The following is a 22,357-nucleotide window of genomic DNA, read 5'->3' as shown; positions in this document are numbered from 1 at the left end:
TTGCGAGCAAGCACCCGCACTGAATGCGGTGAATCGCGAGACTGTCGCCACACCGTCATTGCGAGCGCAGCGAAGCAATCCAGCGTCCCTCCGCGGCAAGGATTCTGGATTGCTTCGCTGCGCTCGCAATGACGGAGGGTGTGGCGGCAGCTCGCCTGGTGTCCCAGGACTTGCGGTAAAATTCGCCGAGACTCATTTGGAATGCATGCATGACGTCCGATAGCACAGCATCAGCCCGACCGACGAACCCTGCGGACCGCATCGACGCCATCGACGTGCTCAGGGGCATCGCCCTGTTCGGCGTCATGGCCATCAACGTCGTGATGGAATTTCGCGTTTCGATCTTCGAGCAGTTTCTGGGGCCGAAGACGCTCGCCTCGTCAATCGATCGCGCCGTCGAGACGATCTTGACGCAGGCCGTCGAGCTCAAGGCATTTGCGCTGTTTTCGCTGCTGTTCGGCGCCGGCCTTGCCATTCAATTCGACCGGCTCGCCAAGAGCGAGCACCGCACCAGGCTGCTGGCGCGCCGGCTCGCCGTGCTGCTGGTGTTCGGCGTCATCCATTTGTGCCTGATCTGGAACGGCGACATCCTCACCGAATATGCTCTGGCCGGGTTCATTGTGCTGCCGCTGCTGTTTGGTCCGCGCTGGCTGATCGCTCTCGCTGCACTGGTGTTTCTGGCGCTGTATCTGACGATACAGGACTTTCCGCCGGAGGGGTTCTTTCCGAGCCGGACCCTGATCTGGCGCGATGTCATGGATGCCAACCGCATCTATGCGACCGGCGGCTTCCTCGACGTGCTGGCGTTTCGCCTGCGCGAACTTCCCCTGATCGCCTCGCTCCACGCGTTCGTCTTCCTGCGCACGATCGGGCTGTTTCTGCTGGGGGCGCTGGCCTGGCGCAGCGGCCTCGTGCGGAATACGCGCGCCCTGTTCGTCATCGCGATTCCCGCGATCGCTCTCGGTGCGGCGTTGCTCTGTGGCGGCATGGAGCCGCTCGGCACCATCCTGCTGGCGCTGGGCTATGGTGCCGCCATCCTTGGTTTTGCCAGCTTTGAGCGCGGCAAGCAGTTGCTTGGCTGGGCCGCGCCGCTGGGACGGATGGCGTTCACCAACTACATCGCGCAATCCATCATCTTCGGCTGGATCTTCTACGGCTACGGCCTCGGCCTGTTCGGCCGGCTCGGCATCACCGAGGCCCTCGCCATCGGCATCGCCGTCTACCTCGCACAGGTGCTGTTCAGCGCCTGGTGGCTGCGCCGCTACCGCTACGGACCGCTGGAATGGCTGTGGCGGTCGTTGATGTATGGGGTGCGGCAGCCGATGGTGGTGGCGGAGGTGTGACTTAGCTCTCTCCCCGTCATTGCGAGCGCAGCGAAGCAATCCAGAATCTTCCTGTGGAGAGACTCTGGATTGCTTTGTCGCAAGTGCTCCTCGCAATGACGTGTGGAGAGAGCTGCGCTCGCAATGACGGAGGGGTGTGGACGCAGACGGGCTTACTCCGCCAGCGCCTTCATCTCCTTGTAGAGATCGGACTTGCCTTCGAAACCGATGCCCGGAAGGTCGGGCATGGTGATGTGGCCGTTCTCGACGCTGATACCATCCGGGAAGCCGCCATAGGGCTGGAACAGGTCGGGATAGCTTTCGTTGCCGCCGAGGCCAAGGCCGGCGGCGATGTTGAGCGACATCTGGTGACCGCCGTGGGGGATGCAGCGGCTGGGGGACCAGCCGTGGGTCTTCAACACGTCCAGCGTGCGCTGGTATTCGCACAGGCCATAGGACAGCGCGCAATCGAATTGCAGCCAGTCGCGGTCGGGGCGCATGCCGCCATAGCGGATCAGATTGCGGGCGTCCTGGTGGCTGAAGAGATTCTCGCCTGTCGCCATCGCACCCGGATAGAATTCGGCGAGTGCGGCCTGCAGCGCGTAGTCGAGCGGATCGCCGGCTTCCTCGTACCAGAACAGCGGATAATCCCGCAGCATCTTGGCGTAGGCGATGCTGGTCTCGAGATTGAAGCGGCCGTTGGCGTCGACGGCGAGCTGGGCGTCCTTGCCGATCTCCTTCAGCACCGCCTCGATGCGGGTGCGGTCTTCCTCAATCGGCGCACCGCCGATCTTCATCTTCACGACGTTGTAGCCGCGGTCGAGATAGCCGCGCATCTCACCGCGCAGCATCGAGAGATCCTTGCCGGGATAGTAATAGCCGCCGGCGGCGTAAACGAACACGCGCGGATCGGCGGTGACGCCGTGACGTTCGGCGAGCAGGCGGAACAGCGGCTTGCCCGCGATCTTCGCCACCGCGTCCCACACCGCCATGTCGATGGTGCCGACCGCGACCGAGCGCTCGCCATGGCCGCCCGGTTTCTCATTGGTCATCATCGCGCCCCAGACCTTGTCGGGGTCGAGATTGTCGCCGGCCGCATCGAGCAGCGACTTCGGATCGGCTTCGAGGATGCGCGAGGCAAAGCGCTCGCGGATCAGCCCGCCCTGCCCGTAACGGCCGTTGGAGTTGAAGCCGTAGCCGACGACGCGCCTGCCATCGCGCACGACATCGGTGACGACGGCGACCAGGCTCGTCGTCATCTTGGTGAAGTCGATATAGGCGTTGCGGATCGGCGACGAGATCGGCTTGGTGATCTCGCGGACGTCGACGATGCGGACGGACATGGGCGGCCTTCGTGATCGAGAGGGACTTCGCCGACTGTCTTCCCATCATCCTGAGGTGCGAGTCGCGCGATGCAAAGCTTCGCGCCGGGAGCCTCGAAGGATGAACGGCCGAGATGCAGCCGGGCCGTCGCCCTTCGAGGCTCGCCGAAGAGGCGAGCACCTCAGGGTGACGGGGAAACATTTAGGCACGTCGCGCTTATTTCTTATCCCTGAAATACGGCTCCACGGGCCCGTGCACCTTGATGGTCAGCGGGTTGCCGTAGCGGTCCTTGGCGTTGCCGGCGGTGACGCGGACCCAGCCCTCGCTGATGCAGTACTCCTCGACATTGGTCTTCTCGATGCCCTTGAATCGGATGCCGACGTCGCGCGAGAGGATGTCGGCGTTGTAATAGGGGCTGTTGGGGTCGACCGACAGTCGATCGGGGAATTCATCGCTCATGGATGTCTCGCTCATAACAGGGTTTCGATTTGCTGCCGCAGCCCTTCCGGTCGCGCGGTCGGCGCATAGCGCGCGGTCACCTTGCCGGCACGGTCCACCAGGAATTTGGTGAAATTCCATTTGATGGAGGAACCGAGCAGACCGGATTGCTGGCGTTTGAGGTACTCATACAGGGGATGCGCATTGGCGCCGTTGACGTCGATCTTCGCGAACAGCGGAAAGGTGACGTCGTAATGAGTCGAACAGAATTCCTGGATTTCGCTCGCCTGCCCCGGCTCCTGCGCGCCGAACTGGTTGCAGGGAAAGCCGAGCACCGAGAAGCCGCGCGGCGACAGGTCGCGATGCAGATCTTCCAGACCACGATATTGCGGCGTGAAGCCGCATTTGCTCGCGGTGTTGACGATCAGCAGCACCTGTCCCTCGAAGGCGCGCATCGACACTTCCTTGCCATCAAGCGAATTGGCCTTGAAGTCGTAAATCCCAGGCATCGCTAACCCACGGGATCGATCGGCGAGGCCGGCACGCCGCCCGCCTCGATCGCTTCGCCGGCGAGCAGGCAGAGATCCTCGCGGTAGCGGCCGGAGACGATGTGCACGCCGACGGGCGTCTTGCCGACGAGGCCGGTGGAGACCACGAGGCCCGGCAGGCCCATGAAGGGAATGGCGATCTGCGGCAGCTGCGCCTCCCAGACCCGCTTGAAGGACTCGTCGTCCTTGCGGTCGAGATGATCCGGGAACGGCAATTCGCCCGAGACCGGCGTCAGCAGCACCGCATATTTTTCGAAGAACAGCATCCATTCGCGGGTCAGCGTGGCTCTTCGGGTCAGCGCCTTGGCGTAAGTCGCCTGGTCCATCGGCGTGACCCTGGCGCGGACACCGCGCAGGCAGGCCAGCGCGCCGGGATCGCCCTCGCGTTCGGCCATCTCGAGCTGTGCCTCGAAAGCATCGCCGAGCCAGAGTTTGATTTGCCACTCGACCGCTTCGCGCATCGGCGGCGTGTTCTCGATCACATCGACGGTCCAGCCGGCGCGCTCGAGGCGCTTGCCGGCGTCGGTCACGGCGGCCTTGACCTCAGACGTGGTGGCAAGTCCATCCGGGTTGAGGCAGAGCGCGGCGCGCTTCTCGCGCGCCGGGCCTTCCAGCGGCACGGGCACGTACCAGGGATCGCGCACGTCGCGCGCCGACATGGCGGCGAGGGAAATCCTGAGGTCATTCACAGTGCGCGCCAAGGGGCCCGAGACGGCCATGATCTGCGGACCGATCGGTCGCTCCGGCAGCGCCGGGTTGAAGGCGGGGATGCGGCCCAAGGTCGGGCGCAGGCCGTGCACGCCGCAGGCATAGGCGGGATAGCGGATCGAGCCGGCGATGTCGGTGCCGTGGGCGATGGCGCCGATGCCGGCCGCCACCGCCGAGCCGGCACCGCCGGACGAGCCACCCGGGGTCAGCGCGGCATCGCGCGGGTTCTTGGTATCGCCATGGACGAGATTGGTGGTGAACCAGCGATAGGAGAAGGCCGGGCAATTGGTGCGCCCGAGGAGAACCGCCCCGGCTTTGCGGAAATTGGCGACGACAGGATTGTCCTCGCGCGCGATCAGGTCGCGCTGGAGTTTCAAGCCGTTGGTGGTGGCAAAGCCTTCCTGATCGACATTGGCCTTGATGGTGACGGGCACCCCCGCCAGCAAGCCGGGGTCCTCGCCCCTGGCGATGGCGGCATCGACGGCGTCGGCCTGCTTGAGCACGTCCTCGGGCCGGTGGTCGATCACGGCGTTGAGCCTGGGATTGACGGCATCCAAGCGGTCGAGACCGGCCTTGGCCGCCTCCCGAGCAGACACCTTCCTGGATTTGACGAGGGCAGCGAGGTCGGCGGCCGACAGGCGCCATAGATCTTGCATGACATGCTCCGTATGACCGGCGTCTTTTAGCGCCGGGATCGCGGCAAAGCCATGCGGAATTCGCAGGGAGGAAAGGCGGGTTTGGTCCCGGGTCGTGCCTCATCCTCCGTCATTGCGAGCGAAGCGAAGCAATCCAGAATCCCTCCGCGGAGGCAGTCTGGATTGCTTCGTCGCATCTGCGCAAAATTGCTACGCAATTTTGTCGCGAGCTCCTCGCAATGACGTGGAGGGAGCGGCGGATCTCCCCCTAATGCCTTGTCGCGGATTCGTCCGGGAGGTCCAGCAGCGCCTCGGTGAAGGGGAATTCGAGCACGATCTCGCCGTCGTCATCGGTCACCTCGATGACCGCCTCGAGCAAGGCCGGCTGGGCGCCTTCGGATTTCACCACCTCCAGGATCATCTGGCGGGCGACCTCCCAGGCGCGATCGGGATTGCGCAGATCCTCGCCATCGGGGTCCACGATCAGTTCATCGCCGATACGGGTGTTGAAGAAATATTTTGGCATCACGAGATCCAGCTAAAGCGGCCTGTACCGGATTGAAAGCTGCACTGCACTCACAACTGCTTTATCAGGACAGGGTTCACGACCGAATGCGCCGGGCGCAAGGCCGTATCACCAGAAAGTACTGTTCCCCGCGTATGTCTCGCGGCGCAATATGGCCGTGCTCGGGAAAATTTCACTGGCGAACTTTTCCGCCCGCAGTAATTTAACCCCCGGGCGGAGACGTCCCAAAATCGCGAAAATGGAGAGCCGAAATGGCCTGGAAAGCCCCCAAGATCGTCGAAGTGCCCTGCGGCATGGAAATCAACATGTATGTGAGCGCCACCCGCAAATAAGCGGTCGGCAGTCAAGCGTTCTGCGCAGGTGGGTCTCTCGGTCACGATCGGTTTCCGACTGATGGAAACTGTGTCGTCCGAGTCCTTTTTGATCCTTTTGATCCACCTCGCGACGTTGCCTCCAGGAGACGGATCATGCTTCGCGTCGTCGTCCTGGGCGCCGGGGCTGGCGGCGGAGTCCCGCAATGGAATTGCGGGTGTGAGGGCTGCCGGGCGGCCCGTGAAAACGGCCACGAGCTTTGTCGAACCCAGGCCTCGGTCGCCTTCAGCGGCGACGACGAGCATTGGTTCCTGATCAATGCCTCCCCTGATCTGCGCCAGCAATTGAATGCCACGCCGCGGCTGCATCCCAAGGCGGGCGCGCTGCGCCATACGCCTGTCGCAGGCGTGATCCTGACCAACAGCGAAGTCGATGCCGTCGCCGGCCTGCTCTCGATGCGCGAGGGTTCGCCCTTCACGGTCTATGCGCATGAGAAGGTGCTGGCGATCCTGGCCAGCAACAGCATCTTCAACGTGCTGAACGAGAAGAACGTCAAGCGCCAGCCGATCGGAATCGGTGAGCCGTTCGAGCCGCGATTGCCTGATGGTGCGCGCTCGGGCCTGGAGGTGCTGCCCTTCGCGGTGCCGGGCAAATCGGCCTGGTATCTCGAGGGCAAGGTCCATCCCGGCGGCGAGAGCGGCGATGGCGATACGCTGGGCCTGAAGATATCAGACAAATCATCAGGCAAGTGCTTCTATTTCATCGCCGCCTGCGCCGAGGTCACCGATGCGCTCAAGGCCGAGATCGACGGCGCCGCGCTGGTGTTCTTCGACGGCACGGTCTGGCAGGATGACGAAATGATCAGGTGCGGCCTTGGCCACAAGACCGGCAAGAGCATGGGCCATGTCGCGATGTCCGGCGAGAACGGCGCCATTGCGCGGCTGGCCGATCTCTCGATCGGCAGAAAGATATTTCTACATATCAACAACTCGAACCCGGCACTGCTGCCTGCCACGCCTGAACGCAAGATGGCCGAGGGCGCGGGCTGGCAGATACCCGCCGACGGAACGGAGATCGTGCTGTGAATGCTGCATCCATGACGGGAATGACCGCGCTCTCGATCGGCAAGGACATCAGGCTCACGAGCGCCGAGGAGCTCGAGGCGACGCTGCGCCATATCGGCGCGACGCGCTATCACAGCCTGCATCCGTTCCATAAGCTGCTGCATGGCGGCAAGCTGAACAAGGGCCAGGTGCAGGCCTGGGCGCTGAATCGCTACTATTACCAGAGCACGATCCCGATCAAGGACGCGGTGGTGATCTCGCGCTTCCGCGACCGCGCCACGCGGCTGGAATGGCGTCACCGCATCGAGGACCATGACGGCGATGTCGGCTCCGAGGGCGGCATCGAGCGCTGGCTGAAGCTGACCGAAGGCCTCGGCCTCGACACGGCCTACGTGGAATCAACCGAGGGCATCCTGCCGGCGACGCGCTTCGCGGTCGAGGCTTACGTGCATTTCTGTCGCGAGAAGAGCCCGCTGGAGGCAATCGCCTCCTCGCTCACCGAGCTGTTCGCGCCGAGCATCCATGAAGAGCGCATCGCCGGCATGTTGCAGCATTATGATTTCGTCAATCCTGACATCATGAGCTACTTCAAGCGCCGGCTGACGCAGGCGCCGCGCGATGCCAATTTCGCGCTCGATTATGTGCGGACGCATGCGCGGACCCCGGAAGAGCGGGCTTCGGTCTGCAATGCGCTGATCTTCAAGACCAACGTGCTGTGGGTGCAACTCGACGCGCTCTATCATGCCTATGTCGAGGGCAACATTCCGCCGGGCGCGTTCGTGCCCAAGGCGAGCTAAGGACAACAGATGGCCGGGCCGCGGAACATCAGCGTCAGCGAGGCAAGCCGCCCCGTGCTGCCGCGGCATGCCAAGCTGAAATATGACGAGACGCGAAAGGTCTGGGTGATCCTGGCGCCGGAACGCGTGCTGGCGCCGGACGAAATTGCCGTCGAGGTCTTGCAGCTCTGCAATGGCGAGCGCAATGTCGGCGAGGTCGCCGATCAATTGGCGGCGAAATACGCCGCGCCCCGCGAGGCGATCCTGACCGATGTCATCGCCATGCTGCAGGATCTCGCCGACAAGGGCTTTTTGGCCGAAGCCCGGGAGAAGACGCCATGAGCGATGTGCCCCTGGTCATCCCGCCCGACGCCAGCGACAGCCTCGCGGTGCTGGAGAAGAGCCGCTCGACGGCGGAGACCTTCGGTATTCCGCTCGCGGTGCTGCTGGAGATCACCCATCGCTGCCCGCTGCAATGCCCGTACTGTTCCAATCCGATCGAGCTGGATCGCTCGGCCAAGGAGCTGACCACCGACGAGTGGAAGAAGGTGCTGAGCGAGCTCGCCGAGATCGGTGTGCTGCAGGTGCATTTCTCCGGCGGCGAGCCGACCGCGCGGAAGGACCTGGTCGAGCTGGTCAAGCATGCCAGCGACGTCGGGCTCTATACCAACCTCATCACCTCGGCCGTGCTGCTGACGCGCGAGAAGCTCGGCGAGCTGGCCGATGCCGGGCTCTGCCATGTGCAGATCTCGTTCCAGGGCATCGAGGAAGGCCTCGCCGACCGCGTCGCCGGCTACAAGGGCGGCCATCGCAAGAAGCTCGAGGTCGCCAAATGGACGCGGGAGCTGGATTTGCCGCTCACCGTGAACGCGGTGATGCACCGGCAGAACCTGCACCAGCTCCCCGAGATCATCCAGATGTCGATCGATCTCGACGCCGACCGGCTCGAGGTCGCCAATGTGCAATATTACGGCTGGGCGCTGAAGAACCGCGCCGCCTTGATGCCGACGGTGGCGCAACTCGACGAGTGCACCCGCACCGTCGAGGACGCGCGCGAACGGCTGAAGGGCCGGCTGACGATCGACTACGTCGTCCCTGATTATTACGCGCTGCGGCCGAAGAAATGCATGGGCGGCTGGGGCCGACAGTTCTTCAACATCTCGCCCGCCGGCAAGGTGCTGCCCTGCCATGCCGCCGAGAGCATCACTGGGCTCGATTTCCTGTCCGTGCGCTCCAACCATTCGATCGCCTGGATCTGGCAGAACTCCGACGCCTTCAACCGCTATCGCGGCACCGGCTGGATGAAGGAGCCGTGCAAGTCCTGCGAATTCCGCGAGATCGATTTCGGCGGCTGCCGCTGCCAGGCCTTCGCGCTGACGGGCGATGCCGCCAACACCGATCCGGCCTGCGCGCTGTCGCCGCTGCACGAGACCATCTTCAAGCAGGCGGAAGCCGAGGCCGAGGGCGAAACCAACCGCTTCCTCTACCGCAATTTCGCCGGCGGCACCCTGGAATCCGAGAATGGCGCCTGACGCCGACGCTGCCGCATCCGCCAGGCGCGCCGATCCCTTTGCGCCGCTGACATCGGACATGCTCGATGTCGGCGACGGCCATGAGCTCTATGTCGAAAGCATCGGCCGCGCTGGCGGCATTCCCGCGATCTATCTGCATGGCGGCCCGGGCTCCGGCTGCCAGCCCGATCACCGCCGGCTGTTCGATCCCGAGCGCATGCACGCTGTGCTATTCGACCAGCGCGGCTGTGGCCGCAGCCGGCCGAAGGGATCGCGCGAGCATAACACCACTGCGCATCTGGTCGCGGACATGGAGAAGATCCGCGAGAAATTCGGCGTCGCACGCTGGATCGTCGTGGGCGGCTCCTGGGGCGCGACGCTGGCCCTGGCTTACGCAGAGGCTCATCCCGAGCGCGTCTGCGGCATTGCGCTGCGCGCGACGTTCCTCGGCACGCAAGGCGAAGTCGAGACCGCCTTCACCTCGCGCCTCGCACAATTCTATCCGGCGCTGCACGAGGATTTCTTGAGCGTGCTGCCGCCGGAGGAGCGCGCGCAACCGGTGCAGGCCTATTATCGCCGCATCCTCGATCCTGATCCGGCCGTGCATGGTCCCGCCGCGCGCGCCTGGCACGACACCGAGCGCGCGTTGTCCGAGCACAAGGCGGCAAAGACGCGCATCGACCTTGCATCACTGAACGTCTGGCGCACGCTGCCGGCGACGCCGTTCATGGAGGCGCATTATTTCGTCAACAACTCCTTCATGAGCGACAACCAGTTGTTGCGAAATGCTACGAGGCTCGCCGACATTCCCGGCATTATCGTGCAAGGCCGCTACGACCTGTTGTGTCCTCCTGAGACATCCGCGCGGCTCGCGAAACTGTGGCCGGGTTCCGAGGTCAGGATCGTGGAAGAAGCCGGACATTCCCTCTATGATGCCGGCGTGCGCGATGCGGTGATGAAGTCGATCGCCGACCTTGCGTCGAAGGCCGCGCGCTGACGCGCGAAAGTAAGGACAACAAGAAAATGCCGCTCGCCGGGACAGGCATGCTGCTGACATCGATGGATATCGACGCGGCTGACGATGCCGATTTCAACCGCTGGTACGATCGCGAACATCTGCAAGAGCGCGTCGCGATCGAGGGATTTCTCGAAGCGCGCCGCTATGTCGCGCACGCGGCCTCTCCGAAATATCTCTCGCTGTATTCGACCACGACCCTCGAGGTGCTCGACAGTCCCGCCTACCGCGCCCGGCTTGCCAACCAGACCGAATGGTCGCGGCGGACCATGGCGCATTTCAAGAACATGCTGCGCGTGGTCGCCCGCATCACCATCAGCAAGGGCACCGGCCGCGGCGCCGCGCTTGGCCTGGTGCGGCTGCGGCCCACGCCTGACAACGCCGGCGCATGGCGTGACGCACTGCGAGAAAAGCTGGCGCCGGGGGATCGTGACGGCATCATCTCGATGCATCTGCTCGAAAGCGAGCCGGAATTGTCCGGCGCAACGGCGGACATCCCCGCGGTGCGCAACGAAGGCGCGCGCGACTGGTTCGTGCTGATCGACGGCACCCATGTCGGCGCCGTCTCCGCCGTCATCGCCGAACGCTTCACCGGCCCTGCGGCCGCGCCCTTCCCGCTCCCGGTCTCCGTCGGCACCTACTGCCTGATGTGGGACCTTGCCAAGAGCGATATTGCGGGCAGCTGAGGTGCCGAGATTGCTGCGCTGCCACCAACACCGCCATGGCGAGGGCAGCGAAGCAATCCAGGGTCTTTCCGCGGTGGCAGTCTGGATTGCTTCGCTGCGCTCGCGATGACGACGGATGGAGCAGAGTGCGATGCTGCACCGCACGCAGCTCGCGCGCGCGGCGCTAATGCTGTGTGCGCTTAGCTCCCATGAAACGCGGTGATCGCACAAATTTGCCGTTGTACTCCGGAACGGTTCTAATAAGCTAACCCGATGACGTCATTCAGAAACGAGATCGCCGCGCGTTAGGCGTCGACAAGCTCAAAGAAGAGGCCGCCAGGTCTTTGAGCCTGCGCGGACGAGGGTAGGAATGAAACCGACCGATATCGCGGCCCCCGACTACTTTCACAAAGTGGTCGATTGCCAGTGGGCCTGTCCCGCGCACACCCCGGTTCCCGAATACATCCGATTGATTGCGCAAGGCCGCTACAGCGACGCCTACATGATCAACTGGAAATCGAACGTGTTTCCCGGAATTCTGGGACGCACTTGCGATCGTCCATGCGAGCCGGCGTGCCGCCGCGGACGCGTCGAGGAAAATCCGGTTGCGATCTGCCGCTTGAAACGCGTCGCGGCCGACTTCAAGGACGACATCAAGCAGCGCCTGCCGCGGCCCGCAGCCAGAAACGGCAAGCGCGTTGCGCTGGTCGGCGGTGGTCCCGCCTCGCTGACGGTGGCGCGCGATCTCGCGCCGCTCGGTTATCACTGCACCGTGTTCGATGCCGACCCCGAAGCCGGCGGCATGATGCGGACGCAGATCCCGAAATTCCGCCTGCCCAATTCGGTCATCGATGAGGAGACCGGTTATATCCTGGGTCTCGGCGTCGAGTTCAGGGGCGGCCATCGCATCGAGAGCATGAAGGCGCTGCTCGCGGAGAAATATGACGCGATCTTCGTCGGGTCCGGCGCGCCGCGCGGACGCGAGCTCGACATTCCCGGCCGGAAAGAGGCCGCCGCCAACATCAACATCGGCATCGAGTGGCTGGCCAATGTGTCGTTCGGCCATGTCGACAAGATCGGCAAGCGCGTCATCGTGCTCGGCGGCGGCAACACCGCGATGGATTGCTGCCGCACCGCGCGCCGTCTCGGCGGCGAGAAGGTCACGGTGGTCGTGCGTTCCGGCTTCGAGGAGATGAAGGCCTCGCCCTGGGAGAAGGAAGACGCAATCCACGAGGATATCCCGATCCTCAACTACATGGTGCCGGTGGCCTTCAAGCATGTCGCCGGCAAGCTGATCGGAGTCACCTTCCAGCACGTCAAGGCCGAATACGACGCCAAGGGCCGCCGCAACCTGGTGCCTTCGGGCGATCCCGATCAGACCATTCCCTGCGACGACGTGCTGGTCGCGGTCGGCCAGGAGAACGCCTTCCCCTGGATCGAGCAGGATTGCGGCATCGCGTTCGACAAATGGCATATGCCCAAGGTCGACCCGAAGACCTTCGTCTCGACCAATCCGAAGGTGTTCTTCGGCGGCGACGCCGCCTTCGGGCCGAAGAACATCATCTGGGCGGTGGCGCACGGCCACGACGCCGCGCTGTCGATCCACAAGATGCTGTCGGGCGAGGACATCACCGAGCGGCCGCTGCCGGAGGTGCAAATCTCCTCGCAGAAGATGGGCATCCACGAATGGAGCTATGACAACGACATCTCCATCGACAAGCGCTTCAAGGTGCCGCATCGCGACAAGGTGATCGCGCTGAAGGACGTCAGGACCGAGGTCGAGCTCGGCTACGACGTCAAGCTCGCGCTCGGCGAAGCGCATCGCTGCCTGAACTGCGACGTGCAGACGGTGTTCTCGACCTCGCTCTGCATCGAGTGCGATGCCTGCGCCGACATCTGCCCGATGGACTGCATCACCTTCACTGACAATGGTGAGGAGAGCGACCTGCGCACGCGCCTGAAGGCGCCCTCGCCGCATCCGGACCAGGATCTCTACGTCTCGTCCGATCTCAAGACCGGGCGCGTCATGGTCAAGGACGAGGACGTCTGCCTGCATTGCGGGCTGTGCGCCGAGCGGTGTCCCACCGGGGCCTGGGACATGCAGAAATATTTCATCGAGATGACTCACGCAGGTTCGACATGCCCGACAAAAAGCCGATCAGCAGCGTAAACGACTTCGTCGTCCGCTTCGCCAACGTCAACGGCTCGGGCTCGGCCTCCGCGAACGAGATGTTCGCGCGCGCGATCCTGCGCCATGGCGTGCCGGTATCCCCGCGCAACATCTTTCCCTCCAACATCCAGGGCCTGCCGACCTGGTACGAGGTGCGGGTGACTGAAGCCGGCCATCTCGGCGCCCGCGGCGGCGTCGACATGATGGTGGCGATGAACCCGCAGACCTGGGACAAGGACGTCGCCGGCATCGAGCCCGGCGGCTATCTGTTCTACGATTCCACCAAACCGATGCCGTCGACCAAATTCCGCGACGACATCACCGTGATCGGCGTGCCGCTCACCGCGATCACCAACTCGACCTACACCGATCCGCGTCAGCGCCAGCTGTTCAAGAACATCATCTATCTCGGTGCGCTCAGTGCGCTGCTGGAGATGGACCCGAAGCTGATCGAGCAGCTGATCGGCGAGCAGTACAAAGGCAAGGAGAAGCTGCTCTCCTCCAACGTCCATGCGCTGCATCTAGGCCGCGACTGGGCGCTGCAGAATTTGAAATGCCCGATCGGGCTCAGGGTAAAGAAATCCGACAAGGTCGGCGACCGCATCTTCATCGAGGGCAACAGCGCCGCCGCGCTCGGCGCCGTCTATGGCGGTGCCACGGTGTGCGCCTGGTATCCGATCACGCCGTCATCGTCGGTGGCGGAAGCCTTCACCGCGCATTGCAAGAAGTACCGGCACGATCCGGAGACCGGCAAGGCGAAATACGCCATCGTGCAGGGCGAGGACGAGCTCGCGTCCATCGGCATCGTCATCGGCGCCTCCTGGAACGGCGCCCGCGCCTTCACCGCGACCTCGGGGCCCGGCATCTCGCTGATGACCGAGTTCATCGGTCTCTCATATTTTGCCGAGATCCCGGCCGTGATCATGAACATCCAGCGCGCCGGCCCTTCCACGGGCATGCCGACCCGCACCCAGCAATGCGACATCATCGCCTGCGCCTATGCCTCGCATGGCGACACCAAGCATGTGCTGCTGTTCCCGGAAGATCCGGCCGAAGCGTTCGAGTTCGCCGCGGCCGCGTTCGATCTCGCCGAGCGGCTGCAGACCACGATCTTCCTGATGCTCGACCTCGACATCGGCATGAACCACCGGCTCTGCCGTCCGCTGAAATGGGACGATGCGCGGCAATACGACCGCGGCAAGGTGATGACCGCGGAGATGCTGGAAGAAGGCCGCGACTTCGGCCGCTATCTCGACGTCGACGGCGACGGCATTCCCTACCGCACCTATCCCGGCACGCATCCGACCAAGGGCTCCTATTTCACCCGCGGCACCTCGCGTGACCGTTACGCGCGCTATTCCGAGGAAGGCACCGTCTATGCCGACAACATGCAGCGCCTGGTCCGCAAATTCGAGACCGCGCAGGATCTGGTGCCGCGGCCGCTGCAGGCCAACGCGGAACGGCCGACCAAATATGGCGTGATCTATTTCGGCTCGACCTCGCCGGCGATGGACGAGGCGATCGGAATGCTGGAGGCGCGCGGGCACCAGCTCGATCGCCTGCGCATCCGCGCCTTCCCGTTCCACTCCAGCGTCGCAAGCTTTCTCGCCGAGCACGATTTCGTCTATGTCGTCGAGCAGAACCGCGACAGCCAGCTCCGTCAGCTCATCGTCAACGAGAACGGCATCGATCCAGTCCGCCTCGTGCCGATCGTGCATTATGACGGCACCCCGATCACCGCCCGCTTCATCGCAAAAGCCATTGGCGACCATCAGGATCACCTCAAGGTGACCCCGCTCCGCAAGGCCGTGTCATGACCTACATCGCAAAGCCGAAATTCCACCATCCGGGCCTGAAGAAGAACGAGCTCGGCTACACGCATCGCGATTACGAGGGCAAGATCTCGACGCTGTGCGCCGGCTGCGGCCATGATTCGATCACCGCCTCGATCATCGAGGCCTGCTACGAGCTGTCGATCGAACCGCACCGCGTCGCGAAGATCTCCGGCATCGGCTGCTCCTCCAAGACGCCGGATTACTTCCTCGGCAATTCGCACGGCTTCAACTCCGTGCACGGCCGCATGCCCTCAGTGCTGACAGGCGCCAACCTTGCCAATCGCGACTTGATCTATCTCGGCGTCTCCGGCGACGGCGATTCCGCCTCGATCGGCTTCGGCCAGTTCGCGCATTCGATCCGGCGCGGCGTCAACATGACCTATATCGTCGAGAACAACGGCGTCTACGGCCTGACCAAGGGCCAATTCTCGGCCACTGCCGACCGCGGCTCGAAGTCGAAGAAGGGCGTCACCAACACCGACAACGCCATCGACCTCGTCGCGATCGCGCTGCAGCTTGGCGCCACCTTCGTGGCGCGCTCGTTCTCCGGCGACAAGGACCAACTGGTGCCGCTGATCGCCGCCGCGATCCGACACAAAGGTTCGTCTTTCATCGACGTCATCAGCCCCTGCATCGCCTTCAACAATCACGCCGGCTCGACCAAGAGCTTTGATTATGTCCGCGAGCACAATGACGCCGTGAACCGGCTCGACGTGCTGGTCGGCCGCGATCCGATCGCGGTGGACTACGCGCCTGGTACCGTGCAGGTGGTGGAGCAGCATGACGGCAGCAAGATCGCGCTGCGCAAGATCGACGCCGATTACGATCCGCATGATCGGCTGGGCGCCCAGACCTTCCTTGCCAGGCACGCCGCCAAGGGCCAGATCGTCACCGGGCTGCTCTACGTCGATCCTGACGCGGAAGATCTGCACGCCCATCTCAACACGGTCGAGACGCCGCTCAATACGCTGGAAGCGGACACGCTGTGCCCCGGCTCGGCGGTGCTCGACAAGATCAACGCCAGCCTGCGCTGACGCGCTGACGCGACCGGCCGAGCGATCGGTCGCTAGCTGACGGGCTCCGGCGTCGCACGGCGCAAATGAGCGAGCCGGCTGGCCGTCCAATATTGCCTGCAGGTCTGGGACAAGGTCTCGGCGTCCATGGTCAGGCCGCCGGCATTGATGATCACGCCGTCGGCGCCGAGCGCCTTGTTCATCAGCGTTACGATGTGCTTCAGCATGCCTCCAGCAAACTGCTCGGCAACGAGGGGATCAACCTTCAGTACCACGATCTTTTGGGTGCGAAGCTGCCAGACCAGGATGTCGCGCACCGATCGCCAGGCGATGGTGTCGTCGGCGATCCTGGTGTCGCGGATGCCGACGCGGGTGATGAAGATAACCGGCTCCCGGGCGGAGACCAGCCTCCAGATCGCCTGGCAGGTCGCAAAGCCGAACAGCGCAACACCGGCGGAGCAGATCACGATCTGGAGCGAGCTGATCTCCTTGCCGTGCAGCCAGTTGAAGGCGACGGCGGCACAGAGCAACGTCAGCAGCAGGCCCGCGCCGAGCACCTTCAACGACCTGGCCAGGGAATAGCCGATCGCAAGATTGGGCAAGTTCTGACTTTCGGACATGTTCAACCGCCTCCAGCCATTTGCAACGCCCGGGGTTTTTCTGCGCCCCCTCGCAAGGGTTAAGCCTGGAACCTTGCGCGAGGCTGCCGGCCAGGCGCGCGGTTGAACGCGCCGCGTGCGGCTTGCGACTAACCGCTGGTGGCCCGTCACCATCCCGATGCGGGGCCCAAATGGCTGACCCGGTGCAATCATGAAAATTGCCCTTATCCTTCCGCTTGCCTTCGTGGCCTTCATCGGCGTCGCTGGGGCCGAGGAGGCCGACGACTTCCGCGAGGCGAACAAGACCGAAGCCGAGACCTTCAACGCACGGATCTATGCGGGCACACCAGGCAAGACAGCCTATGCCTGCTTCGTCCGCCGCTACGATGCCGAGCATCTGGCGCGACATCCGAAGCAGAAGGTCGCTTCCATGAAGCTGCTGGTCTCCGCGGAGACCGACAGCGAGGACAAAGAGCTCCACAACTCGTTCCGGCTCGGCTTCCGCTATCGCCACCGTAGCGGTGATTTCGATTCCAGCGGCTCGTGTCACCACACGGTGCTCACCAAGGAAGGCAACGAGGTCAGACTCGGCTGCGGCGTCGATTGCGAGGGCGGCGGCATCGGTATCGCGCTCTCGAAGGACGACAAATCGGCCATCGTACGGCTCGAGAGCGTCAGGGTCTGGCTGCACAACAAGCCCGACGACGAGGCCGAGCGGTCGCTGGTCGCCGGCAGCGATGACGGGATTTTCCGGCTCGACCGGGCTGACAACAGCGAATGCGCCGCGCTCGCGACCGACCGCAAGGAACTCGCCGCGCTCCGCCACAAGTGATATCGCTCCGGCAAAGACGGGCGTCATCAAAGGACATCGCCATGAACCGCCGGAACATTCTGTGGAGCACGATTTCGGCGCTGGGCGCGGCCTTTGCCGCCTCGCGCGCCAACGCTGCGACTGAAGCTGCAAAGTCAGACAAGCTGAAGGTGGTGTATCACCTCAGCGACGCCGACAAGGTCAATTTCGTGCTCGGCAACATCCAGAACCACATCGACGGCGTCGGCGGCCCCGACCATGTCACCCTCGCGCTCGTCATCCACGGGCCGGCGCTGAAGGCCTTCCATCAGGCACAGGCCAATCCCGACGTCAGGGGGCGGATCAGCAATTTCGCCAAGGACGGCGTCGAGCTCGCCGCCTGCGGCAACACCATGAAGGCGCAGAACATCACGCTGACGGATCTGTTGCCGGGCTTCGCGAGCGCGGAGAAGGGCGGCGTGGTTCGGCTCGCTGAACTGCAGTCGCAGGGGTATTTGTACTTGCGGCCGTGAGCCACTTCGCCCCCATCCTCCGTCATTGCGAGGAGCCCTTACGACGAAGCAATCCAGGCTGCCTCAGCGGAGAGATCCTGGATTGCTTCGCTACGCTCGCAATGACGGGCGAGAGAGTTGCGCCCGCCAGCACCAACCCCTTTGCCGCCCCTTGACTTACCCATAACCCTGCGGTTATGAATCAATCCATAACCTAGGAGTTATGGATTTCCCATGTCCTCCACCCCTGACCTTCTGTTCCGGACGCTCGCCGACCCGACGCGGCGGGCGATCTTCGAACGGCTGTGCCGGGAGGGCGAGCAGACGGTCGGAGCACTGACGGCGCGATCGGGCGTTTCGCAGCCGGCGGTGTCAAAGCATCTCGGCGCGCTGAAGCTCGCCGGCCTGGTGCGCGACCGGCATGAGGGACGCCAGACCCATTACAGCGCGCAGCCCGGCGCGCTCAATCCGCTGATCGACTGGACCAGCCAGATGGCCGGCTTCTGGCAGAACCGGCTCGATGCACTCGACGATCTCCTGAAGAGGATGGACCAATGACTGAGGCTGCGACCGAAACACGTTCCGTGGTGATCGAGCGGGAATTCGCCTATCCGCCTGAGCGGCTGTGGCGCGCGCTGACGCAGCCGCATCTGATCGAGGAATGGCTGATGAAGAACGACTTCAAGCCCGAGGTCGGCCACCGTTTCAATCTGCGCGGCGAATGGGGCGGCGTGCTGGATTGCGAGGTGCTCGCCATCGAGCCACAGCGCTCCCTCGCCTATACCTGGAATTTCACCAACGAGGACGCAGCCTACGACCTCAGAAGCGTGGTGACGTTCACGCTGACCCCGCGAGGATCGGGCACGCATCTGCGTGTCGAGCAGGCGGGCTTCCGCCCCAGCCAGAAGCAGGCCTATGGCGGCGCACATGCCGGCTGGAAGCAGTTTTTCACCAAGCTCGACGAGCTGCTGGCACGGGCCGAATAGCGAGCCACAAACGTTGATCCCGAATATTCCCAGAGGAGACTTTAGATGAACTCGAACATGTGGGTCCGGCAAATCCATCGCTGGCTGTCGATTGCCTTCACGCTGGCTGTGATCGCCAACATCGTTGCGCTGACCATGCAGATTCAGGCCACATGGATTGGCCTGATGGCTTTCGTGCCCTTGATTCCATTGCTCGCGACCGGGCTCTATCTGTTCGCACTGCCCTATCTCGACCGCGGCAGCGAGGCGAGGCCATGAAGAAGACCGTGACCGCGAAGAAAAAGACGGATGGGCCGTCACCATCCAGGATGATCGACGGCCGGATCAAGGAGCTCGGCGACTGGCGCGGCGAGACGCTGAAGCGGATCCGCGCGCTGATCAAGGAGGCCGATCCTGATGTGGTCGAGGAATGGAAGTGGCGCGGCGTTCCCGTGTGGGAGCACGACGGCATCATCTGCACGGGGGAGACCTACAAGGCGGTGGTGAAGCTGACCTTTGCCAAGGGCGCGGCTCTGGACGACCCCGCCGGCCTGTTCAATTCCAGCCTCGACGGCAATGTGCGGCGCGCGATCGATATCAGCGAGGGCGCGAAGATCAACGAGAAGGCGCTGAAGGCGCTGATCCGCGCGGCGGTGGCGCTGAATGCGGCGAAGAAGAAGCCGGGGAAGAAAGCCTGACCTGATCTCTTCAGAAGCCGCGGACTGGCTCTAACCTCTCCCGCAAGCAGGCGGGCGAGGGAGCGCACCGCCTTCTGCGCGCGGGTCTCATATCACCTTGAAAGATGCCTCAGGCCACCGCGGCCGCTATTGGACGCGGGCTGACGACGTATTCGCGCAGCACCTTGTCGTTGGCATCGACCTCGATCAGCGCGACGTCGTAGGTCCAGAGATCGGCGAGGTGCTGCAGCACGCGCTTGGCGTCGGTCTCGTTGAGCTGCGAGCCCTTGATGACACGGTGATGCAGGATCAGCCGGCGGTCGCCGGAGAGATCGACGTCGACCACCTCGATATTGGCATCGATGAAGCCGACATCGTGCTGGCGCGCCAGCTCGCGGCGGACGCGGCGGAAGCCGCGCTCGTCGTGGATCGCGTCGACCCGGATGCCGGCGCGCTCCTCGGGATCGTCGTGCAAATGGAACATGCGGAAGTGCCGCATCAGCTTCGGGCTCAGGAACTGGCCAATGAAGCTTTCGTCGCGGTAATTGGCCCAGACGTCGCGCAGCACGCCCATCACGTCGTTCTTGCCGGCGATATCAGGGAACCATTCGCGGTCCTCGTCCGACGGACTGGTGACGATGCGCTCGATGTCCTGCATCATGGCGAAGCCGAGCGCGTATGGATTGAAGCCCGAGAAGCGTGGATCGTCGAATTCGGGCTGGAACACCACATTGGTGTGCGAGCCCAGAAACTCCAGGAAGTTGCCATCGGTGATGCGGCCCTGCTGATGCAGCTGGGTCATGATGCGATAGTGGACGTAGGTCGCCGTCCCCTCGTTCATCACCTTGGTCTGGCTCTGCGGATAGAAATATTGCGCGATGTGGCGGACGATGCGCAACAATTCGCGCTGCCAGGGCGCGAGGCGCGGCGCGCTCTTCTCCAGGAAGTAGATCAGATTTTCCTGCGGCAGGCCGAGCAGCTTGCGGCGGCGCTCGATCGAGAGCGCGGACCGGCTCTTGCTCTTGCCTGTCGGCACGGTGCGCCAGAGGTCGTTGAAGACCTCCTCCTCGTGCTGGCGGCGGCGCCCTGCCCGCTTCTCCTCGGCGCGCAAATCCAGCTTCTTCTTGCCGGGATACCGGTCGATGCCGTGCGACATCAGCGCATGCGCGGCGTCCAGCGTGCGCTCGACCTCGATGCGGCCGTAGCGCTCCTCGCACTGCATGACGTAGTTCTTGGCGAAATCCAGATAGTCGAGAATCCCTTCCGCGTCGGTCCACTGCTTGAACAGGTAATTGTTCTTGAAGAAGTGGTTGTGGCCGAAGGCGGCGTGCGCGATCACCAGCGTCTGCATCGTCGCCGTGTTCTCCTCCATCAGGTAGGAGATGCAGGGCGAGGAGTTGATCACAATCTCATAGGCAAGACCCATCAGGCCCTTGCGATACGAGGCCTCGTGATAGGCGAAGTGCTTGCCGAACGACCAGTGCTTGTAGAACAGCGGCATGCCGACGGACGAATAGGCGTCCAGCATCTGCTCGGCGGTGATGACCTCGATCTGGTTCGGGTAGACGTCGAGCCCGAGATCCTTCAACGCAACTTCTTCGCAGGCATCGGTGATGCGCTGCAAGGTGTGGAAATCCCAATCGGCGCCTTCGAACAAGCGTTCCGTCATGGAGCGGCTTTCTCCTGGGCAGTTTCGCGGCGCTGGAACAGATCGTGGAACACCGGGAAAATCTCGCTGCGCTCGGAAACCTTGCGCATCGAGAGCGGTGCGCCAGAATTGCGCAGGCGCTCATAGAGGGTCCAGAGCGAGGAGTCGGAGAGATCGAAGGCGCTGCCGCCTGATTCCCCGACCTCGAGATAGGCAAAGAACTGGCAGACCGGCAGGATCTTCTCGGTCAGCAGCAGGCCGGTCAGCTCGCCATCGGAATAGGAATTGTCGCCGTCGGAGGCTTGCGCGGCGTAGATGTTCCAGTCCGCCGGGCTGAAGCGCTCGCGCACGATCTCGTGCATCGCCTGCAGCGCGCTGGAGACCAGCGTGCCACCGGAGGCCGGGCCATAGAAGAAGGTCTGCTCGTCGACCTCCTCGGCGCGGTCGGTATGGCGGATGAAGACGATCTCGACATGCTTGTAGCGCCGCTTCAGGAACACGTAGAGCAGCATGTAGAAGCGTTTGGCCAGATCCTTCATGTGCTCGGACATCGAGCCCGACACGTCCATCAGGCAGAACATCACGGCCTGCGCCACCGGCCGCGGCACCTTCTCGTAGCGGCGATAGCGGATGTCGAGCGGATCGATGAAGGGAATGCGCTTGGTCTTCGCCTTGAGCTTTTCGAGCTGGGCGATAAGCTCGGCACGCTCGTCCTCGTCGGTACAGGCCTCGATCGCGGCTTCCAGCTCCTCGACCTCGTCCTTGCGCGGGCGCTTGAGCGCGATGCGGCGTGCGAGCGCCAGCTTCACGGTGCGGCTGACCGAGATATTGGCGGGCGAGCCCGAAGTGGTATAGCCGGCGCGCTGGATGCCTTCGCTCTCGGTCTGCGCGATCTTGCGCTTGGCGAGATCAGGCAGCTCGAGATCGTCGAGAAAGAGATCGACGAACTCGTCGCGGCTGAGCACGAAGCGGAAGGCATCTTCGCTGTCGCCTTCACCGGGACCGGAATCCTTGGCGCTGCCCTGGCCCTGACGCTGGAGATAGTCGCCCTCGACGAACTTCTTGTTGCCGGGCAGCACCATGTCGCGCGTGCCGCCTTCACGGCGGAAACGCGGCTCGTGCATCCCGTCGAGCGGGATTGTGACCTCTCCACCCTCCAGGACGTCCTTGATGTCGCGTTCCTGAGAGGTCTTCTTGACGGCGCCCTGCACCAGGGATTTGGCCCGACGCAAGAACCGCTGGCGGTTCTCAAGACTCTTGCCGCCTGGATTCAGGCGCCTGTCAATAATGTGAATGGCCACTTTC

Annotated in this window: 25 protein-coding genes; 17 read left to right on the top strand and 8 right to left on the bottom strand. The window is 63.6% G+C overall.

The annotated features are described in order from the left end of the window. Window positions 1–209 precede the first annotated feature (209 nt). Window positions 210–1,343, top strand: a complete 1,134-nt coding sequence (locus tag XH80_RS34295; RefSeq protein WP_271602433.1) for a DUF418 domain-containing protein — start codon at window positions 210–212, stop codon at window positions 1,341–1,343. A gap of 152 nt (window positions 1,344–1,495) precedes the next feature. Here the strand turns inward: XH80_RS34295 and tarD are convergent, their stop codons facing one another. The 5 genes from tarD to XH80_RS34270 all read right to left on the bottom strand — a co-directional run bounded on the left by tarD (window position 1,496) and on the right by XH80_RS34270 (window position 5,500). Further along, window positions 1,496–2,665, bottom strand: coding sequence for a D(-)-tartrate dehydratase (gene tarD, locus XH80_RS34290; RefSeq protein ID WP_271602432.1), 1,170 nt, complete (start codon window positions 2,663–2,665; stop codon window positions 1,496–1,498). 196 nt (window positions 2,666–2,861) lie between these two features. Beyond that, window positions 2,862–3,119: a DUF3297 family protein gene (locus XH80_RS34285; protein ID WP_092237479.1), complete on the bottom strand. Its 258-nt coding sequence runs from the start codon at window positions 3,117–3,119 to the stop codon at window positions 2,862–2,864. Further along, window positions 3,116–3,592 (bottom strand): glutathione peroxidase, encoded by a 477-nt coding sequence (locus XH80_RS34280; RefSeq protein WP_271602431.1) that lies wholly within the window; start codon window positions 3,590–3,592, stop codon window positions 3,116–3,118. Before XH80_RS34280 ends, XH80_RS34285 begins: the two co-directional genes overlap by 4 nt. A gap of 2 nt (window positions 3,593–3,594) precedes the next feature. Continuing rightward, entirely contained in the window at window positions 3,595–4,995 is a 1,401-nt protein-coding gene (locus XH80_RS34275; RefSeq protein WP_271602430.1) for an amidase family protein, read from the bottom strand. 247 nt (window positions 4,996–5,242) lie between these two features. Continuing rightward, a complete protein-coding gene (locus tag XH80_RS34270; protein WP_271602429.1) occupies window positions 5,243–5,500 on the bottom strand; it encodes a DUF6894 family protein in 258 nt (85 codons plus the stop codon). A gap of 251 nt (window positions 5,501–5,751) precedes the next feature. Between XH80_RS34270 and pqqA the strand changes: the two genes are divergently transcribed. The 10 genes from pqqA to XH80_RS34220 all read left to right on the top strand — a co-directional run bounded on the left by pqqA (window position 5,752) and on the right by XH80_RS34220 (window position 15,882). Continuing rightward, complete coding sequence (gene pqqA, locus XH80_RS34265) at window positions 5,752–5,832, top strand: pyrroloquinoline quinone precursor peptide PqqA (protein ID WP_007595659.1); 81 nt, start codon at window positions 5,752–5,754, stop codon at window positions 5,830–5,832. 135 nt (window positions 5,833–5,967) lie between these two features. After that, the gene (gene pqqB, locus XH80_RS34260) at window positions 5,968–6,897 is read left to right on the top strand and encodes a pyrroloquinoline quinone biosynthesis protein PqqB (protein WP_271602428.1); all 930 of its coding nucleotides are present in this window, start codon (window positions 5,968–5,970) and stop codon (window positions 6,895–6,897) included. Then, window positions 6,894–7,673 (top strand): pyrroloquinoline-quinone synthase PqqC, encoded by a 780-nt coding sequence (gene pqqC, locus XH80_RS34255; RefSeq protein WP_220005850.1) that lies wholly within the window; start codon window positions 6,894–6,896, stop codon window positions 7,671–7,673. The genes pqqB and pqqC overlap by 4 nt, the downstream gene beginning before the upstream one ends. Before the next feature lie 9 nt (window positions 7,674–7,682). Then, window positions 7,683–7,994: a pyrroloquinoline quinone biosynthesis peptide chaperone PqqD gene (pqqD, locus tag XH80_RS34250; protein WP_271602427.1), complete on the top strand. Its 312-nt coding sequence runs from the start codon at window positions 7,683–7,685 to the stop codon at window positions 7,992–7,994. Beyond that, entirely contained in the window at window positions 7,991–9,184 is a 1,194-nt protein-coding gene (gene pqqE / locus XH80_RS34245; protein ID WP_271602426.1) for a pyrroloquinoline quinone biosynthesis protein PqqE, read from the top strand. Before pqqD ends, pqqE begins: the two co-directional genes overlap by 4 nt. Further along, complete coding sequence (pip, locus tag XH80_RS34240) at window positions 9,174–10,160, top strand: prolyl aminopeptidase (protein ID WP_271602425.1); 987 nt, start codon at window positions 9,174–9,176, stop codon at window positions 10,158–10,160. The genes pqqE and pip overlap by 11 nt, the downstream gene beginning before the upstream one ends. A 26-nt stretch (window positions 10,161–10,186) precedes the next feature. Beyond that, window positions 10,187–10,864, top strand: a complete 678-nt coding sequence (locus XH80_RS34235) for a DUF4286 family protein (protein WP_271602424.1) — start codon at window positions 10,187–10,189, stop codon at window positions 10,862–10,864. A gap of 349 nt (window positions 10,865–11,213) precedes the next feature. After that, window positions 11,214–13,013 (top strand): FAD-dependent oxidoreductase, encoded by a 1,800-nt coding sequence (locus XH80_RS34230; RefSeq protein ID WP_271602423.1) that lies wholly within the window; start codon window positions 11,214–11,216, stop codon window positions 13,011–13,013. Continuing rightward, window positions 12,983–14,830 carry a 2-oxoacid:acceptor oxidoreductase subunit alpha gene (locus XH80_RS34225; protein WP_271602422.1) on the top strand — a complete coding sequence of 616 codons (1,848 nt, stop codon included), beginning with the start codon at window positions 12,983–12,985 and terminating at the stop codon, window positions 14,828–14,830. The genes XH80_RS34230 and XH80_RS34225 overlap by 31 nt, the downstream gene beginning before the upstream one ends. Next, window positions 14,827–15,882: a 2-oxoacid:ferredoxin oxidoreductase subunit beta gene (locus XH80_RS34220; RefSeq protein WP_057743200.1), complete on the top strand. Its 1,056-nt coding sequence runs from the start codon at window positions 14,827–14,829 to the stop codon at window positions 15,880–15,882. The genes XH80_RS34225 and XH80_RS34220 overlap by 4 nt, the downstream gene beginning before the upstream one ends. A 32-nt stretch (window positions 15,883–15,914) precedes the next feature. On the opposite strand, the gene XH80_RS34215 is transcribed toward XH80_RS34220, so the two are convergent. Further along, complete coding sequence (locus XH80_RS34215; protein WP_271602421.1) at window positions 15,915–16,481, bottom strand: STM3941 family protein; 567 nt, start codon at window positions 16,479–16,481, stop codon at window positions 15,915–15,917. A 190-nt stretch (window positions 16,482–16,671) separates the two neighbouring features. Between XH80_RS34215 and XH80_RS34210 the strand changes: the two genes are divergently transcribed. From XH80_RS34210 to XH80_RS34185, 6 genes are all read left to right on the top strand, one after another. Continuing rightward, window positions 16,672–17,292 (top strand): hypothetical protein, encoded by a 621-nt coding sequence (locus XH80_RS34210; protein WP_271602420.1) that lies wholly within the window; start codon window positions 16,672–16,674, stop codon window positions 17,290–17,292. Between the two features lie 41 nt (window positions 17,293–17,333). Continuing rightward, complete coding sequence (locus XH80_RS34205; RefSeq protein WP_271602419.1) at window positions 17,334–17,783, top strand: DsrE family protein; 450 nt, start codon at window positions 17,334–17,336, stop codon at window positions 17,781–17,783. A gap of 213 nt (window positions 17,784–17,996) precedes the next feature. Then, a complete protein-coding gene (locus tag XH80_RS34200) occupies window positions 17,997–18,320 on the top strand; it encodes an ArsR/SmtB family transcription factor (RefSeq protein ID WP_271602418.1) in 324 nt (107 codons plus the stop codon). After that, window positions 18,317–18,748, top strand: a complete 432-nt coding sequence (locus XH80_RS34195; protein ID WP_271602417.1) for an SRPBCC family protein — start codon at window positions 18,317–18,319, stop codon at window positions 18,746–18,748. The genes XH80_RS34200 and XH80_RS34195 overlap by 4 nt, the downstream gene beginning before the upstream one ends. A gap of 45 nt (window positions 18,749–18,793) precedes the next feature. Beyond that, the gene (locus XH80_RS34190; protein ID WP_271602416.1) at window positions 18,794–19,006 is read left to right on the top strand and encodes a hypothetical protein; all 213 of its coding nucleotides are present in this window, start codon (window positions 18,794–18,796) and stop codon (window positions 19,004–19,006) included. Continuing rightward, window positions 19,003–19,425 carry a DUF1801 domain-containing protein gene (locus XH80_RS34185; RefSeq protein ID WP_271602415.1) on the top strand — a complete coding sequence of 141 codons (423 nt, stop codon included), beginning with the start codon at window positions 19,003–19,005 and terminating at the stop codon, window positions 19,423–19,425. Before XH80_RS34190 ends, XH80_RS34185 begins: the two co-directional genes overlap by 4 nt. Before the next feature lie 109 nt (window positions 19,426–19,534). On the opposite strand, the gene XH80_RS34180 is transcribed toward XH80_RS34185, so the two are convergent. Both XH80_RS34180 and XH80_RS34175 read right to left on the bottom strand, forming a co-directional pair. Beyond that, window positions 19,535–21,073, bottom strand: coding sequence for a SpoVR family protein (locus tag XH80_RS34180; protein WP_057743052.1), 1,539 nt, complete (start codon window positions 21,071–21,073; stop codon window positions 19,535–19,537). After that, complete coding sequence (locus XH80_RS34175; protein ID WP_205668201.1) at window positions 21,070–22,347, bottom strand: YeaH/YhbH family protein; 1,278 nt, start codon at window positions 22,345–22,347, stop codon at window positions 21,070–21,072. Before XH80_RS34175 ends, XH80_RS34180 begins: the two co-directional genes overlap by 4 nt. Window positions 22,348–22,357: the final 10 nt, after the last annotated feature.

Origin of the sequence: Bradyrhizobium sp. CCBAU 45384 (assembly GCF_028128665.1) — a bacterium.
In the GTDB taxonomy this organism is placed as follows: domain Bacteria; phylum Pseudomonadota; class Alphaproteobacteria; order Rhizobiales; family Xanthobacteraceae; genus Bradyrhizobium; species Bradyrhizobium manausense.
Note: the sequence above shows the minus strand (reverse complement) of the source record. Positions and strands in the feature narration are given on the sequence as shown.